The organism is Paenibacillus sp. FSL R10-2736, assembly GCF_038000245.1.
In the GTDB taxonomy this organism is placed as follows: domain Bacteria; phylum Bacillota; class Bacilli; order Paenibacillales; family Paenibacillaceae; genus Paenibacillus_AQ; species Paenibacillus_AQ phytohabitans.
Genome location: NZ_JBBOBN010000001.1, coordinates 4,425,684 through 4,442,402, shown reverse-complemented (window position 1 = coordinate 4,442,402; position 16,719 = coordinate 4,425,684). Strand labels below are relative to the sequence as shown.

At 48.6% G+C, this 16,719-nt stretch carries 16 protein-coding genes and 1 other annotated feature; of the genes, 12 read left to right on the top strand and 4 right to left on the bottom strand.

Annotation, left to right across the window (positions count from 1 at the left end; translation table 11 throughout):
- Positions 1 to 5: 5 nt before the first annotated feature.
- A complete protein-coding gene (locus NSQ73_RS19440) occupies positions 6 to 707 on the bottom strand; it encodes a lysophospholipid acyltransferase family protein (RefSeq protein ID WP_340987758.1) in 702 nt (233 codons plus the stop codon).
- A gap of 170 nt (positions 708 to 877) precedes the next feature.
- Between NSQ73_RS19440 and NSQ73_RS19435 the strand changes: the two genes are divergently transcribed.
- The 3 genes from NSQ73_RS19435 (at position 878) to NSQ73_RS19425 (ending at position 3,025) form a co-directional block, all read left to right on the top strand.
- Complete coding sequence (locus NSQ73_RS19435) at positions 878 to 1,648, top strand: hypothetical protein (RefSeq protein ID WP_076246733.1); 771 nt, start codon at positions 878 to 880, stop codon at positions 1,646 to 1,648.
- A gap of 125 nt (positions 1,649 to 1,773) precedes the next feature.
- Entirely contained in the window at positions 1,774 to 2,118 is a 345-nt protein-coding gene (locus tag NSQ73_RS19430; RefSeq protein ID WP_340987756.1) for an ArsR/SmtB family transcription factor, read from the top strand.
- A gap of 43 nt (positions 2,119 to 2,161) precedes the next feature.
- Entirely contained in the window at positions 2,162 to 3,025 is an 864-nt protein-coding gene (locus tag NSQ73_RS19425; RefSeq protein ID WP_340987755.1) for an aldo/keto reductase, read from the top strand.
- A gap of 112 nt (positions 3,026 to 3,137) precedes the next feature.
- Here the strand turns inward: NSQ73_RS19425 and NSQ73_RS19420 are convergent, their stop codons facing one another.
- Positions 3,138 to 3,548 (bottom strand): MarR family winged helix-turn-helix transcriptional regulator, encoded by a 411-nt coding sequence (locus NSQ73_RS19420; protein WP_246354360.1) that lies wholly within the window; start codon positions 3,546 to 3,548, stop codon positions 3,138 to 3,140.
- Between the two features lie 142 nt (positions 3,549 to 3,690).
- On the opposite strand from NSQ73_RS19420, the gene NSQ73_RS19415 reads away from it, so the two are divergent.
- The 7 genes from NSQ73_RS19415 to NSQ73_RS19385 all read left to right on the top strand — a co-directional run bounded on the left by NSQ73_RS19415 (position 3,691) and on the right by NSQ73_RS19385 (position 12,247).
- Positions 3,691 to 4,662 (top strand): aldo/keto reductase, encoded by a 972-nt coding sequence (locus NSQ73_RS19415; protein ID WP_340987754.1) that lies wholly within the window; start codon positions 3,691 to 3,693, stop codon positions 4,660 to 4,662.
- A 179-nt stretch (positions 4,663 to 4,841) separates the two neighbouring features.
- On the top strand, positions 4,842 to 5,504 hold the full coding sequence (locus tag NSQ73_RS19410; protein ID WP_042136024.1) for a TetR/AcrR family transcriptional regulator: 663 nt from the start codon (positions 4,842 to 4,844) through the stop codon (positions 5,502 to 5,504).
- Positions 5,488 to 6,795, top strand: a complete 1,308-nt coding sequence (locus NSQ73_RS19405) for an MFS transporter (protein WP_340987753.1) — start codon at positions 5,488 to 5,490, stop codon at positions 6,793 to 6,795. The genes NSQ73_RS19410 and NSQ73_RS19405 overlap by 17 nt, the downstream gene beginning before the upstream one ends.
- Positions 6,780 to 9,098: an ABC transporter permease gene (locus NSQ73_RS19400; RefSeq protein ID WP_340987752.1), complete on the top strand. Its 2,319-nt coding sequence runs from the start codon at positions 6,780 to 6,782 to the stop codon at positions 9,096 to 9,098. Before NSQ73_RS19405 ends, NSQ73_RS19400 begins: the two co-directional genes overlap by 16 nt.
- A gap of 9 nt (positions 9,099 to 9,107) precedes the next feature.
- Positions 9,108 to 9,866 carry an ABC transporter ATP-binding protein gene (locus tag NSQ73_RS19395; protein WP_340989326.1) on the top strand — a complete coding sequence of 253 codons (759 nt, stop codon included), beginning with the start codon at positions 9,108 to 9,110 and terminating at the stop codon, positions 9,864 to 9,866.
- A 76-nt stretch (positions 9,867 to 9,942) separates the two neighbouring features.
- Positions 9,943 to 10,656: an ABC transporter ATP-binding protein gene (locus NSQ73_RS19390; protein ID WP_340987751.1), complete on the top strand. Its 714-nt coding sequence runs from the start codon at positions 9,943 to 9,945 to the stop codon at positions 10,654 to 10,656.
- Positions 10,649 to 12,247 (top strand): hypothetical protein, encoded by a 1,599-nt coding sequence (locus tag NSQ73_RS19385; protein WP_340987749.1) that lies wholly within the window; start codon positions 10,649 to 10,651, stop codon positions 12,245 to 12,247. The genes NSQ73_RS19390 and NSQ73_RS19385 overlap by 8 nt, the downstream gene beginning before the upstream one ends.
- Before the next feature lie 342 nt (positions 12,248 to 12,589).
- On the opposite strand, the gene NSQ73_RS19380 is transcribed toward NSQ73_RS19385, so the two are convergent.
- Both NSQ73_RS19380 and NSQ73_RS19375 read right to left on the bottom strand, forming a co-directional pair.
- The gene (locus NSQ73_RS19380; protein ID WP_340987747.1) at positions 12,590 to 13,411 is read right to left on the bottom strand and encodes a class I SAM-dependent methyltransferase; all 822 of its coding nucleotides are present in this window, start codon (positions 13,409 to 13,411) and stop codon (positions 12,590 to 12,592) included.
- 94 nt (positions 13,412 to 13,505) lie between these two features.
- On the bottom strand, positions 13,506 to 14,504 hold the full coding sequence (locus NSQ73_RS19375; protein WP_340987745.1) for a tryptophan--tRNA ligase: 999 nt from the start codon (positions 14,502 to 14,504) through the stop codon (positions 13,506 to 13,508).
- 44 nt (positions 14,505 to 14,548) lie between these two features.
- Positions 14,549 to 14,807, bottom strand: a binding site (T-box leader).
- Positions 14,808 to 14,889: 82 nt separating this feature from the next.
- Here NSQ73_RS19375 and NSQ73_RS19370 point away from each other — a divergent pair.
- Together NSQ73_RS19370 and NSQ73_RS19365 are read left to right on the top strand one after the other, a co-directional pair.
- Entirely contained in the window at positions 14,890 to 16,155 is a 1,266-nt protein-coding gene (locus tag NSQ73_RS19370; RefSeq protein ID WP_340987744.1) for a serine hydrolase domain-containing protein, read from the top strand.
- An 84-nt stretch (positions 16,156 to 16,239) separates the two neighbouring features.
- Complete coding sequence (locus tag NSQ73_RS19365; protein ID WP_340987743.1) at positions 16,240 to 16,581, top strand: hypothetical protein; 342 nt, start codon at positions 16,240 to 16,242, stop codon at positions 16,579 to 16,581.
- Positions 16,582 to 16,719: the final 138 nt, after the last annotated feature.

The window sequence follows — 16,719 nt, the reverse complement described above, 5'->3', positions numbered from 1 at the left end:
TCAGATTATTTATAGACTCCCCGATAGCCTTCGGGTAATAATTCTGCTATTTTTTTCATTATGTATGTGAGGGTGAACTCTTCATATTCTTTTTTATCCTGCTCCTTCGCCCGCTGGAGCAATTCAAATTGTTGTCCGATCTGGATATGCACATCTGCCTTATTGAACGTTTCCGCCTTCATATCACCTTCTTGATGAATGGGTAAAAGCTTCTCTGTCCCATATAACCCGATAGGTACAATGGGAGCTCCGGTTAATCTTGCTATAAGAAGGATACCTTTCTTCGCTTCAATCAAACTGCTGGCTCTGCTTCGGGTTCCTTCCGGGAAGATCAGTAAGCTTTCCCCTTGTTTAACAAGCTTGATTATCCTTTCGAGACCCTCTTTGTCAGCAGTATTGGGCTTAATAGTTGTCGTCTTAATTACATTGACACCGATGCTGGTCACTGCATTATTGGACAGCTTTTCCCCGGCTACAAAAGTAGGATTAATCGCTTTTAGAGCTTTGTCCAGCACTAATCCATCCGAATTGCTTAGATGATTACATACAAAAATAGTCGGTGTTTGTATTTCTTTTAAGTTTTCACTGCCGGTTATATGTATATTTGCATATTTGTTCAGGTAATTATTTATAATATTTCTCGATATGGATGTGACCCATTTATCCGGCAAGAAATTTATGATTCTTGCCGCTGTAGCGGTAATCATATACGTATCCCCCCAATATTCACCTGTAATCTAGGATACCATTTGACAGCAACAATTCAAACATGATAACTTTACGGTAGATTAATAAAGGCAATGTAACCTAAGGGTTCAACCTCGCTGAGAAGTGGGGTTGGGCCCTTTTTGCATTGCCGGACCAGAGGAGGATTCATATGCGGAGAACAGAATTGCTGCTGCAGCGGCTGGACGAAATCGGTAAGTCACTGGAGCGTACGGGCGATGCTCTATTATTATTAGGTGTTGGTTCCGTTGGGGTCGAGACGGCACGGATGGATGAGTATTCAGATTTGGATTTCTTCGTTATTGTGAAGCCGGGAGTGACCCGGAGATATATCGACCAGTTGGATTGGCTCGAAGCCATACAGCCTCTTGCCTATGCTTTCAAGAATTCGGACCTTGGATATAAGGTGTTGTTCGAGGATGGGATTTTCGCGGAATATGCTGTATTCGAGGAATCGGAGCTGGCGGACGCCGCTTACACGGAGGGCCGGGTGATATGGAAGAATCCGCTGTATGCCAATACGGCGATCGCCAGACCTTTAAGACCCCTCCCTTCTCCGAAGGAGGATTCCCTGGACTTTCCTTTGAACGAAGCCTTAACCAATCTATACGTAGGCCTCGGACGTTATGCAAGAGGTGAGCGTCTATCCGCTACGCGGTTTATTCAGGGATATGCTATAGACAGGATTCTGTCTGTACTCCATCTGCTGGAGGACGAGGTTGATTATTATCCAGACCCGTTTGGAAATGAAAGACGGCTGGAGAAGAGATACCCCCGTTTTGCAGAGATTATCGGCGGGATGATTCAGGGATACGATCATGTGCCCGAATCGGCACTATGCATTCTGGATTTCTTGGAAGAGGTGTATCCGGTCAATCCAAGGTTAAGCGATGAGATCAGGCGGTTGGCCAAGCTAATGTAAAGTAACGGCCTTGCTTCCTGTTATGGGAAAGAAAGGTTCTTGAATTTCTTTCCCGAAATGCAGCCGGGGTGGAATTTGTGGTATCTTATTTCCGTCCAAAGAATTAAACGATTAAACGAAAAGGGATGATTTCCGTAGACCAGGAACTTGTAGCTGCTCTTGCCACCGAATTTAGGAACTCGCTCAAGGTGCTGAACGCGGTCGGAGATGAGACCCGGCAGGCCATCCTGATGGCCTTGCTTCAAGGGCCGCAGAATCCCGGTATGCGTGTAGGTGAGATAAGGGTGGAAACCCACTTATCCCGTCCGGCCGTTTCGCATCATCTGAAAATCCTGAAAGAGGCACAGATTATTAGCGTCCGGAAAGAAGGAACACGTAACTATTATCGTCTGGACACCGGAAGCAAGCTGATGTTGTTGAAAAGCTTAGTAAGCGAATTGGAGAAGGCCCTTGCACAATGTGACAGGTAATCATCGGAGCCGTAATCCGGAAGAAAAAGGGAGGGGACCGTCAATGAATCAGACAGTTCAAGCGGTGAACGGAGTAAACATTCCCCAACTGGGGTTTGGCCTGTATAAGATCAAGAATGGGGAAGCCTTTGAGCAGACGGTAGAGAATGCTATCCGGAGCGGGTACCGCCATTTCGATACAGCGAAAATATACGGTAATGAAGCGGCACTGGGCCGGGTCATCCTGCACAGCGGCATTGACCGTGAGGAGTTCTTCATTACCTCCAAAGCCTGGACGACGGATCTTGGGTATCATGCGACGAGAAAGGCGTTCGAGCAGACTTGCCGGAAGCTGAACGTAACGTATCTCGATATGTATCTGATACATTTCGCAGGCCCTCATTATGTTGAGGCCTGGAAGGCGATGGAGGAGCTGTACGATGAAGGCAGGATCAAAGTCATAGGTGTTGCCAATTTCGGGATACGGCATCTGGAGCAGCTCAAGAAGAACGCCCGGATCCTGCCGATGGTGAATCAGATCGAAACTCATCCGGAGTTCCAACAGAACGAATTGTATGACTATATGGTTCAGAACCGGATTCTCCATGAGGCGTGGGGGCCGCTCGGGCAGGGAAGCAAGGTGCTGCTGGAGCATCCGGAGCTGACAGCCATCGCTCATGCTCACCGCAAGTCGGTTGCGCAGGTCATTTTGCGCTGGCATCTGGAGCGGGGGAGTATTGTTATCCCTAAGTCGTCCAATCCGCAGAGGATCCAAGAGAATAGCGAAATTTATGACTTTGCACTGAATTGGGAGGAAATGGAACGAATCCGGAGGTTGGACACGGGGAAGAGATATTCCGTAAACCCGGCAGGTCTTATGGTTAATCCGGTGTACGTGACATTCATGAAGCTATTCATTCCAAGGTGACTCCGCATATAGACAATGAACATAGAGAAGAGGCCAGCCCGCGAGGGGCTAGGCCTGGAATTTCCCGTGAATTACCCGTAATGATGTATTGCGGCAGCCGTATCTTAAGTAGTCAGGGTGTTTTCGTTCTCTCCGCCAGTGTAGTAATTGACTTAATATCCTCATCGGTTAACTGGTCCAGAAAATGCTTGCGTATTGCCTTCGAGACTATGGGAAGGGCTGCCTCCAAGGCGGAGCTGCCGGCGGAGGTGATGATAATTTGTACACCCCGGTCTGTGTCCAGCGGTTTTCTTAGCACGAGACCCCGTTTCTCCATCCGCGTCAGATGATGGGATAACCGGCTTTTATCCCAGTCCATAGAGTCAGCTAGCTCCTGTTGACGAAGCTTCCCCTCTCCGAATTGTACTAACCGGTCTAATACTCCGAAATCGCCCTCGGATAGCCCGGTATGCTCAGACATCTCTTTCACAACCCGGCCGAAGATACGTTTGAAGGAGCCTTTCCACATATTCCATAATTGCATTTCATCTTCGTTTAATTCGCTCATATTGTCCATAGAAGGATCATAGCATGGTTGACGTATCAACCACAAGATGCTATTGTGTGTTTATTGGTTGACATGTCAACCTAAAGATTCATAAACATACTAGGAGTGTGACTATTCAATGGAATATGTGAAGCTTGGACGAAGCGGCTTGGACGTATCGAAGTTAAGTCTAGGAACCATGAGCTTCGGGGTACCTGAGCGCGGCAATACCCCGTGGTCGTTGAATGAAGAGAACAGCAGACCGATTATTAAAAGAGCAATCGAATTAGGCATTAACTTTTTCAGTACTGCTAATATGTATTCCGACGGCACAAGTGAAGAAATTCTCGGAAGGGCAATAAGGGACTTTACCCGCCGGGACGAAGCTGTGATTGCCACGAAGGTGTTCGTACCGATGCGTAAGGGTCCCAATGCAATGGGCCTTTCCCGTAAAACCATAATGACCGAAATTGATAACAGTCTACGACGGCTTGGAACAGACTACATTGACCTGTATCAGATTCACCGCTATGATCCGAATACGCCGATTGAGGAGACGATGGAGGCTCTCCATGACTTAGTGAAGGCTGGCAAGGTTAGGTACCTTGGAGCATCCTCCATGCTGGCATGGCAGTTTGCGAAGGCGCAGTCCACCGCAGAGCGAAACGGCTGGACAAGATTTATTGCTATGGAGAACAGACTTAACCTGCTGTATCGGGAAGAAGAAAGGGAAATGCTCCCGCTTTGTAAGGATCAGGGGGTAGGGATCACACCTTATCTGCCTCTGGCTGCGGGCCGGTTAACCCGGGATTGGGATCAACGCACCGAACGATCAGAGAATGACCAGGTAGCCAAGGCGATGTTTATCAGAACGGAAGAAGCAGACCGCAAGGTTGCACAGAGAGTTGCCGAGGTTGCGGCGAACCGTGGACTTCCCCGCGCACAGATTGCCCTTGCCTGGCTGCTGCACAAGGAGGAGGTTACCGCTCCGGTCATCGGTTCGACCCGCATCAGCCAGCTTGAAGATTCGGTTTCGGCATTGTCTGTTCAATTGACACCTGAAGAAATCACAAGCCTGGAAGAACTTTATATCCCTCATCCAGTGATCTAAATAGCCTGAAGTTGTAATAAGAATGTGATTCTCCTATATAAAAAAGAAGAAGGGCGCCGGAGCTGCGCCCTTTTTTCCTGTTTGTAACATTTTTAACGCGACAGCTCTGCAAAAGCATGTTATTCTATAATCAATTACCGACAGACAGTCGGTCGGTACAACTTAAGGAGAACTAAACCATGAGAATTGTAAAAGAAGCCGAAATACGCAGAAATGAAATTCTTGACGCAGCGGAAGAGCTTTTCGGCCAGAAGGGCTTTGACGGAACCAGCACGGGCGATATTCTGGGCAAGGTCGGGATTGCACGGGGGACGCTATATTATCACTTCAAGTCCAAGGAGGATATTATGGATGCGCTGATTGAACGGACGAATGCCAATATTCTGGGGGCTGCGCAGCACATTGCCGCTGACAAGAGCATACCTGTCATTGACCGGATTCTCCGCGTGGTTATGGCATTGAACATTAGCGGCGGAAACGGAAGCAGCACGGAAATCATGGAGCATATCCACAAGCCGCAGAACGCGCTTATGCATCAGAAGATTCAAAAAGCGATCATCAGCGGTGTTCCGCCGATCCTGACACCGATTATCTGCGAAGGCATTGAGCAGGGAATATTCAACACCCAGTACCCCTATGAATGTATGGAAATGGTTGTGATCTATGCGAACACGATTTTTGATGATGACATGGTTGAAATGACGGATGAGGTACGCATGTCACGGGTACTGGCGTTTATTTCGAATGTAGAAAGGCTGCTCGGGGCCGAAAGCGGAAGTCTGATGAGCGTAATGCAGATGTTCGGTAACGGAGAGGAAGCCAGAGATGAAGACGGCGAATAGATCCGGCAAAGGGTTCAGTAAATTTCTGCTGCTCTGGTCAGGGCAGCTGATTTCAGCAATAGGAAGCGGGCTTACCTCGTTCGGGCTGGGGATTTATATTTTTCAGCAGACCGGTCAGGCATCCGCCATGGCACTGGTAACTTTGCTGGCGTTTATGCCTTCGCTGCTGTTGAGTCCGCTAGCGGGGGTGCTGGCGGACCGCTATGACCGCAGGCTGCTGATGGTACTGGGCGACAGTCTTTCCGCAACAGGACTTATTTTCATTCTAATCTGTTTACTGAACGGAGAAGCGCAGCTGTGGCAGATTTGTATAGGAGTGACTATTAGCTCGGTGTTCTCCTCGCTGCTTGATCCGGCTTACAAGGCTACGGTTACGGATCTGCTCAGCGAGGAGCAATACACGAAGGCTAGCGGTTTAGTTCAGGTGGCCGGTTCGGCCAAATATCTGATTTCGCCTGTCATCGCCGGATTTCTGCTCGTGGTTTCAGATGTGAAGCTGCTGCTGATCATCGACATCTGCACATTTTTCGTAACTGTTGCTGTAACACTTGCTGTACGCAGCGGTCTTTCCCCGAAGAGCTCCGGGCAGGCACAACCCTTTATCCGTGAATTCAAAGACGGCTGGAGAGCTGTTTCCGGTAACCGGGGCGTGCTCGTGCTTGTGGTTATGACCTCTGTAATGACATTTTTTATTGGTTTCATTGAGACCCTGTCCATGCCGATGATCCTGACTTTTTCGGACAGTGCGGTATTAGGTACGCTTGAGACTATTATTGCTTCGGGGATGCTTGTGTCGAGTGTGATCATAGGAATGCTGCCGATGAAGAAGGGGTTTGTCAAAATCCTGTCAGTGTCGCTCTTTTGCTCGGGAATAAGTATGGCGGCTTTCGGACTCCGTGAGAATATTGTGCTGCTTGGCATTTCAGGATTTCTCTTTTTTGCCATGCTGCCATTCACGAACACAGCCCTGGATTATCTGGTCCGCACCAACATCGATAATTCCATTCAGGGAAGAGCCTGGTCACTGATTGGACTGGTGTCACAACTCGGGTTTGTCGCCGCTTATTCGCTATCCGGTGTGCTGGCAGATTATGTGTTCACTCCATTGCTGGTTACAGGCGGAGTGCTTGCAGGCAGTGTGGGGAAGGTCATCGGCACAGGCAGCGGACGGGGCATGGGACTGCTTATTATTATCGCAGGGCTGCTGTTAAGCTTAGCCTCGCTCATCATTTATCATTTGAAATCAATTAGAAGCCTTGAGAACAGAGGTGACATATGTACTACCGAATAATCCGCAATGATATTCTCAAAAGCAAGGGGATTACACTGACAACGATGATCTTTGTGGCTGCCGCAGCGATGCTGGTTTCTCTGTCTGCCATCCTTGTCGTCAATCTGTCCGGAGCAATTGATACGCTGATGAAGCAGGCCGGAACACCGCATTTCATGCAGATGCATTCCGGTGAACTGGATAAGCCGCGGTTTACCGCCTTTGCCGAGCAGAACAGCAAGGTTGACGAATTTCAGGTGCTCGATTTCCTCAATGTTGAAGGTACGCGGATTGTAATTGACGGCCAATCGCTTGCGGACAGCGTTCAGGATAACGGCTTCAGCACGCAAAGCGGGAAATTTGATTATCTGCTGGACCTGGACGGGAACGTGATTACGGCATCTGACGGTGAGGTCTATGTTCCGGTTACCTATATGAAGGATGGAACCGCGAAGGTTGGGAGTACAATCACAGTTGCCGGCAAGAATTTCACCGTAGCAGGGTTTCTGCGTGATTCACAGATGAATTCACTGCTCGCCTCGTCCAAGAGATTCCTTGTTAGCCCGCATGATTATGCAGAAATTAAGGATTCAGGAAGCACGGAATATCTGATTGAGTTCAGACTCAAGGACTTGTCCACGCTAGGCGCATTTGAAACAGATTACACCGCAGCAGGTCTTGAAGCCAACGGACCGACCATTACCTATCCGCTATTCAAAATGCTTAATGCCATATCCGACGGACTCATGATTGCAGTCATCCTGCTGGCAAGCGTCCTGGTGGTTGTTATTGCATTTATGTGTATACGCTTTACGCTCCTTGCAACCATAGAAAGTGATTACCGCGAGATCGGTGTGATGAAAGCCATCGGATTACGTGTTTCTGACCTGAAGAAAATCTATCTTGCGAAATACGCAGGTGTGGCGGCGCTGGGCAGTATTCTCGGATTTGCGCTTTCGTTCGTATTCAGAGGTCTGCTGCTTGAGAATATCAGGTTATACATGGGGGAGAGTGAGAACTCTGCGCTTGCCTTAGGCTGCGGAGCTATCGGTGTAGTGCTTGTATTCCTTGCGGTTGTCGGCTATGTGAATAAGGTATTGAAGCGTTTCCGGAAGATTTCCGCTGCTGAAGCCATCCGCTTCGGCACTTCACAGGATCACCCCGCGGGATCGAAACGTTTCAATCTGAGCGGCAGCCGGCTGCTGAACACGAATGTTTTTCTCGGCGTCAAGGATGTCCTGTCCAGGAAAAGCCTGTATGGCACAATGCTCGCTGTACTCGTGATCTCTGCATTTATTATGATTGTTCCCCAGAACCTCTACAACACGATTGCCTCCAAAAGCTTCATCACCTACATGGGAATCGGAGACAGTGATCTGCGCCTGGATATTCAGCAGACCGGCCATATTGCTGAGAAGGCGGCAGATATTGCACAGGTCATGGAGCAAGATGCAGCCATCTCCCGGTATGCAGTGCTGACCACGCAGGCTCTCCATGTGAAGCTGGAGGATGGATCAGAAGAACGGTTGAAGGTTGAGCTCGGCGATCATTCGGTCTTCCCGGTGGCTTATTCCCAAGGAAACGGACCGGCTGCCGGGCATGAAATTGCCCTCTCTGCTGTGAACGCGGATGAACTGGGCAAGAAGCCCGGCGATGCTCTTACCCTGATGATCGACGGGGAGCCCCGGGAGCTCACGGTAAGCGGCATTTATTCGGATGTGACCAATGGCGGGAAAACGGCCAAGGCAATGTTCACTACGAAATCAGCTGAGGTTATGTGGTCCGTTATTTATGCGGAGCTGACGGATTCATCGCTAACCGGCAGCAAGGTAACCGAATATGCGGACCGCTTCAATTATGCGAAGGTGTCAGGCATTGATGAATTTGTTACGCAGACCTTCGGCTCTACCATCAGCTCGGTGGGTAGGGCCTCATGGATTGCCATTGCAGTGATGCTGTTTATAAATGTACTGATTACGCTGTTGTTTATGCGGATGCTTGTGGCTAAGGACCGGCATTCGATTGCCGTCATGAAGTCACTCGGGTTTATAAATTCGGATCTGACTGTACAGTATTTCACACGTTCGGTATTTGTACTCCTTATCGGGATGGTTCTCGGCACACTGCTGGCAAACACGCTCGGGCAGGTACTTGCGGGTGTATTGATATCCTCATTTGGAGCTTCATCGTTCAAGTTCGTGATCAATCCGCTTTCGGCGTATGTGCTAATTCCGCTGATGATGGCAGGTTCAGTGCTGATTGCCACGATTACCGGTACAGCCGGAACAGGACGAATTCAAATATCCGGGAATATTAAGGAGTAGATCATGGAGATGAAGAAGATGATTACCGGCATAAATATAACCAAACATTACGGCAACGGTGCTGACAAGCGCAGGGTTCTGGATGGAGTGTCAATCGATATTGAAGAAGGGGAATTCGTCTCGGTTATGGGACCTTCGGGCTCGGGTAAGTCGACACTGATGTTTGCACTGAGCGGAATGGAGCGGATTGACGGCGGTCAGGTTACTTTTGAAGGCAGGGAGCTGGGGAAACTCGCGGAGAATGAGCTTGCTGACCTGCGCAGAACGGGAATGGGCTTTGTCTTTCAGCAGCCGACATTGATGAAGAACTTGAACATCCTGGATAATATTATTCTTCCGTCCATGCGTGACAACCGGCGTAATGCCGCAGGCATTACAGAGAAAGCTAGACAGCTTATGCAGAAGGTGGGGATTGCGGAGCTGGCGAAGCGGGATATTACGCAGGCTTCGGGAGGGCAGCTTCAGCGTGCGGGGATATGCCGCGCATTGATGAGCAGCCCGGGCATTATTTTTGCTGACGAGCCGACCGGTGCGCTTAACCAGGCAGCGGCTCAGGGCATAATGAACCTGCTGTCTGAAATTAACGCGGAAGGTACTGCGGTCATGCTGGTCACTCATGATGCAACGATTGCTGCGAGGACGGAGCGGATTATGTTCATGTGTGACGGCAGAATCGTCAGCGAGATGCGTCTGCCGAAATATAGCGGCAAGGACATAGAGGGCCGGGTGGAGATGATTACGGCTAAGATGCGGGAGATCGGGATTTAACGATTGCAAATGAACGATTAGGGAGGGCTGGACGTATTATATTTATTTGCAGACACCAATGAAGAGGTGAGAGAACATGCTGACGATTACACATTTTACGAAGAGCTATAAGGGCGGGAAGAAGGCGGTAGATGACTTAAGCTTAGTGGTCGAACGGGGCGATATCTATGGCTTCATCGGACACAACGGGGCGGGCAAAACAACGACCATCCGCGCTGTAGTAGGTGTTCTTGATTTTGAAGAAGGGGAAATAGAAATTGATGGAATCTCCATTAAAAAAGATCCGGTAGCCTGCAAGGCGAATATTGCCTATATTCCGGATAACCCCGATCTGTACGATCATCTTACCGGCATTCAGTATTTGAATTTCATCGGGGATCTATTTCGAGTATCCAAGGCCAACCGTGAGCGGCTTATTCAAAAATACAGCGATGCCTTTCAGCTTACGGCTAATCTGGGCGATATGATCTCCTCGTATTCTCACGGGATGAAGCAGAAGCTTGCGATTATCTCTGCGCTTGTTCATGAGCCGAAGCTGCTGGTGCTGGATGAACCTTTTGTAGGGCTGGATCCCAAAGCTGCGCATACGCTGAAAACCATCATGGCTGAGCTATGCAGCAGCGGCGGGGCGATCTTCTTCTCGACGCATGTGCTGGATACGGCAGAGAAGATTTGTAATAAGATCGCGATCATTAAGGCAGGCCAGCTCATTGCTCATGGCAGCACTGAAGAGGTGAAGGGCAAGAACAGCCTTGAGGAAGTATTCATGGAGCTGATCGACAATGATTAATATCTGGAGATTGACGAAGCTGCAGCTGATGTCCACCTTCGGCCTGAATAAAGCGCTGCATACGAAAGACCCTGCAGAGAGACGCAAGGCGCTGCTGCTCAGCATAACGATTATGGCCGGTGTGCTTATGATTGGGGCGTTCTCCTTCAGCTACAGCTTCCTGATGGCGATGGCATTTGAAGAGCTGGGGCGGATGGATCTGCTGCTGGCGATTATGATGGCCGTTACCTCGATTGTCGGGTTCTTCACCACGGTCTATAAGGCAAGCGGGGTATTATTCAGCTATAAGGATTATGATATGATCATGTCGCTGCCGGTGAAGACGAGTCATGTGGTGGCGAGCCGTGTGCTTCAGCTGTATGTGATGAATCTGTTTTTTACACTGCTGGTTATGCTGCCTGCGGGTGCGGTGTATGCGACACAAGTGAATCCGGGAGTGCTGTTTTATCTGTTCTTTCTAATGACGCTCTTATTCATCACCTTGCTGCCGATTATAGCGGCAACGATCATTGGCGCACTCATCAGCTGGGTGTCTTCAAGATTTAGAGCAAGTAAAATGATTAGTGTGGTGTTCACTTTCGCCGTCCTTATTCTTTTCATGCTGGGTTCATTTAATCTTGATGGAGACCAGCAGGAGCTTGCTGATATGGGAGCAGGGCTGGGTGATGCGATCTTTAAGCTGTATCCCCTAGCGTCCGTGTATGTCGATGCGGTCTGCTCGTACCGTATAAGTTCCTTGATCTTCTTCATTGCCCTGTCTGTCCTTGCATTTGTACTCTTCTCCGCCGTGCTGGCAACCCGGTACAAAGCCATTCACACGGGTCTTATGACCAGCCATGCAGGCAGCAGGTATACGATGAAGCCGTTGCAGGCGAATTCTGCTTTTAAAGCGTTGTATCACAAAGAGCTGCGCCGCTATTTCAGCTCAGCTAATTATGTGCTGAACACAGGCATCGGTATGGTTCTATTGCTGGTTATGTCGGTTTCCTTATTGTTCGTCAGCTCGGAGAAGCTTGGCGTCCTGCTTGATATTCCCCAGCTATCCGAGTATTTGAGCACGCTGAGTCCGCTTGTGGTTTCTTTATTTGTGGTTCTGAGCTGCACTACGGCGAGTTCGATTTCGCTTGAAGGGAACCATTTGTGGATTTTACAAAGCTCGCCCGTCTCTAAACCCGCCATTATACTCAGCAAAGTAGCTGTGAATCTCACCATTACGCTACCGGTCATTGCCGTGAGCTGGGTGCTGCTTATCTATACACTGCAGGCCGGATGGATGGAAAGTATATTAATGCTTGTGATCCCAATGATCTACGCTTGTTATTCTGCCATGCTGGGCGTGATTGTGAACCTGAAGCTGCCTAAGCTGGACTGGACAAGTGAGGTAACGGCGATCAAGCAGAGCGCAGCGGTGCTGGTATCGATGATTCTGGGGTTCATCAGTCTGGTTGTTCCGGCCGCGCTGTTCATGCTGCTTCGTTCGGTGAATGGAAATCTCATATTACTGGGCTATGGAATCCTTATGGCCGTGGTCTGCGCCGGAATGTACAGATATATACAGGTTAGCGGGGAGCGGTTGTTTCTGAGGTTGTAGCCATTGTTGTCTTGAGCAGGATCAACGTGAGCACTTGGGTGGACGCTGCGCGAACGGACTGTTGTTCCAATCGCTGTTGTCCCCAGATTTTATTGATTCTCCTTAGCGGTGAAAATCCGGGGACTGCTGATGCTTCCGAAGCGAGCTTTCCTACGGAAAGCTTTCAGGCGACCGCTGCCGCTTTTCCACAATCATTCCGTCCTCTCCGCTGTTTAAGCGGGAAACGATTTTATACAAAAGAAACCACTCTTAAAATAGGATTAAACCTTTCAAAGAAGTGGTTTCTTTGTGCTATCTATGACAATAGCTCACCAAGACTAAACGGAATGCTATAGTACTCTATTAAGGTTTGGTGCCGCAGGCCATAAAAAATAGCATCATCGCATGCGCATCCGGGGAATGGTCGAATTGTTCATAGGCTCTGTTCAATTCCTCATACTCATATTCCGTAATGATCCCTTTCTTATAGAACCCGGTGAACCGGTTAATATCAAATTGACGTTTGAAGCCTTCTATACCATGCAGATCGCTATGCTGGAGGATGGCATCCATATCTACATCTGTATAGCCGGAGCCGGATAACAGGCGCGGCAGGCTTCGGCCGATATTGCGGTTACCGCCTCTTGAAGCCTGCTGCTGGGCCAGCTTTTGGATAATAGCAGGCATAATCCCGATTTCAGGCTCGATTGCCCCGAAGACACCGTCGTCCACATCAATAATGACCAATTTGCCACCTGGTTTGAGGACACGTCTAAGCTCTGCTGCTGCCTGCTGCGGGTTATGTAGATGAAGAAAGATTAAACGGGCAATAACAAAATCGTATTGATTGTCGGGCAGTCCAGTCTCATACACCGAAGCATGGGCGAAGGTAAGCCGTGATTCGGGGATGTGGCTTAACCTGAGCTTAGCCTCTTCTAGTAAAGCATCATCAATATCAAGGGCTGTGATTTCACTGTGCGGGAAGTGCTCCAGCAATTGGGCGGTAACGAATCCCGGACCTGCACCGGCCTCCAGAACCTTCATCCCGTCTGCCAATCCGAATTGCTGCAAGGTGCGGTACTCTTTGTTCCAGCCCATCAAAGCCTGTTCCTGCAGGCGCAGCAGTTCTGATTCTGCCCCGTTACTGACATTCTGGAAATTATACGTGGAGTTACGTGCGTTCATAGCTATTGCCTCCCAATCGGCTATTTGTAAAAGTTTGGATTTGATGATTTTACCATTTCGTTCGTTTGAGTTAAACTCCGCTCTAGGAGCTTATTTAAAAACGCCCGATCTTCGCTTTGACCTGCGCAAGCAGAGGTGCAGCTATGGCTCTTGCCTTCCGGGCACCTTCACTCAGGATCGCATCGATCTGCGCTGGCGCTGCCATTAATTCATTGTATTTCTTCTGGGGTTCCTCCAGAGCAGCATTGATCACCTGGAACAGCTCCTGCTTGGCCTCCCCCCAGCTAATGCCGCTTAGATATTGCTTCCTGAAATCCTGTACTTGAGCGGGAGCCGCAAACTCTTTGTACAGCAAGAAAATATTAGACGTATCCGGGTCTTTCGGCTCCTGGGGAGGCGTAGAGTCCGTTTTGATTTTGCTGATCAGCTTCTTCAGGTTTTCTGGTGTTTCGAACAGCGGAATCGTATTATTGTAGCTTTTGCTCATCTTCCGCCCGTCCAGCCCTGGAATCACGGATGTGTTCTCATCGACCCTATAATCAGGGAGCTTGAAGGTATCTCCATAAACCCGGTTAAAGCCCTCGGCAATATCTCTGGCGATCTCCACATGCTGAATCTGGTCCTTACCGACAGGGACCTTGTCAGACTGGAACAGCAGAATGTCCGCAGCCATCAGCACCGGATAAGTGAACAGGCCCATATTGACTCCTGCATCTGCATCCACGCCTAATTGAATATTTTGTTCATGAATGGCTTTGTACGCATGGGCACGGTTCATTAGACCTTTGGACGTCAGACAAGATAGAATCCAGTGAAGCTCGAAGATCTCCGGCACATCAGATTGCCGATAAAAGACTACCCGCTCCGGGTCCAGTCCCAGTGCCAGCCATGTAGCTGCGATACCGTAAGACAGATCACGAAACTCGTCTCTGTCCTGAATGAAAGTTAATCCATGATAGTCAGCGATAAAATAAAGTGCAGTACAATCACCGGCCCCGGCGAGTTGCAGTGCAGGCTTGATCGCACCGATGTAATTCCCCAGATGGACTTTGCCGGTAGGCTTAATTCCGGTTAATACAATTTCCTTACTCATGTTATCCCTCCGTTTATGTAATCAAAAAGGGGTCCTCTCATCCTGAAAAGGACGAGAGAACCCCGTGGTACCACCTTAATTAGCCCGAATTGTGATCCGGACCCGCTTGAACGTATCGCGACACTGCTAAGTGCCCTGAATACGCGTCTCTTGTAACGATGAGACCTTCGCCAAAGCCTACTTCCTGAAGGTTCGGTTTGGATGCTCAGAAGCCCACTTCGGCATAATCCCTACACTGATTCGCAGCAATCATCAGCTCTCTGGAGTATTCGTTATGCGTACTCTCTTCGTCATTGCAAAGTTGTATACTATTGTATTACTGTATTTTTACAATACTTTATGGGGATTGTCAATTGGTAGTTAAAACAGGTTAGGGAGTGAGTCAATGCGGACAGTACGTGCAAAGCTGGAGGATTATACGAGTAAGTACCTGAAGCTGTGGGATTTTTACGGCGTTATTCAGGTTATCCGGAAGGGCGAAGTGCTTTTCGAGAGGGCCTGCGGTTATGCGAGTCTGGAGTTCGGGATTAAAAATGATATGTATTCCTGCTTCTCTCTCGCCTCCATGTCCAAACAATTTACGGCTTTTGCAGTTATGCTGCTGCATGACAGGAAGATGCTGGATGTTGATGCAGCAGCACAGCTATATCTACCTGCAGATCTGAAAATTGATGAGTCTATTACCGTACATCATTTATTGTCACACACATCCGGTTTATATAATTTTTATAATTTTGAGAATGATTTTTTCGGCGGATATAACAGAATGAATTACTCACAGACGGAGTACTTCCAGCAGTATATCAACAAGAAGCCCACAAAGCCGGCGGGTACAGAATATGATTATAATAACTCCAACTATAATTTGTTGGCTTGGATTATTGAGCATGTCACTGGAGAGAGGTACGGGGATTTCATTCAAAAGCATCTCTTTCTGCCCTTAAATATGCTTAATACTACTGTCGATGACGGCTGTGTAGCGATTGCGAACAGATCCAGCAATTATGCCAAGGATTTCGCCGAAACGGTCAAAAGTCCATATTATAACGAGAAGTTCAGCATTGGTGCAGGCGGGATTGTTTCGAACTGCGAAGATCTGCATAAATGGTATGCCTGTCTGCGGGACCGGAAGCTTCTGACGCCGGAGGCATATACCCGGTTTTTGAGCGAGAATGATAACAACTACTGCTATGGACTGGAGCATCACCATCTGTACGGCCAAGACAGATATGCCCATGGCGGCGATCACCTCGGGGTCAGCACCTATATGCAGAATTATTTTGCTGAAGACATTTGTATTATTATTTTGTCTAACAACGAAGCAATTAATCAGTACCGGCTAGGCAATACAATCTCAGATATTCTGCATAATGTTGAGGTGAAGGCTCCGGTTCGGCATACTGAGCTTCACCTCAGTGAGCGTAGCCTTCGCATGTATTGCGGAACGTACCTGGAAGACAAAATCCAGATTGAATTCATTAACGGAAAATTATATTTCACGAGATTCTCCGGCAATTTTCATATTGAGCTCTATCCAGTAGGTGAGGGAGAATTTGTCCAAAGATATTATGACCAGACCCATCCCTACAGGATCGCAGAGAACGAACTTGGTGAGATGACTTTTTTCGGGCACACCAGGATTACCTCTTGATATTGCCGCGGCGTCAAGTGATACGATAGCTATGAGATCTCAGAGAGGAGAGCGAATGAACAGATCTGTATTCGGATTACGGCAGTGCTGTGGAAGATGGATATCCCGATCAAAGAAATAAAGTCAGTGATTATTGCGAATTCAGTAGCCGGGCTCAGCAAAGTCATAGTGAATAAACTGAATTCTATCAGGAAGCAAAGGGAAGAGATAGGGGTTGTTGAACGGCAGTTAAACCGGGTCCTGGAATACCTTGAGCGGCAGAACGAAGGCAAGCTGGACCTGGATAATATTCTTACCGAGATCAATTATCGCAAAGTAAGAAGTACCGTTCGGATCGCGGAAGGCTCTGCCTCGAAGAGCATATCCGTAACGATCATCCGGAGGGCAGCGGCAACCTGTATGATCTTAACCTTCTGGAGCCGGTAAAGGCGAAATAAGTGTAAACAGGCGGGCTTCCTTAGTGAAGTTCTGCCTGTTCGCGTCCAAGCACTTACATGCAATATGTCATGGTAGAATGATGTAATTCAATGTAATGTTTGGAAGTGAATTAAAGAGGAAATGGCG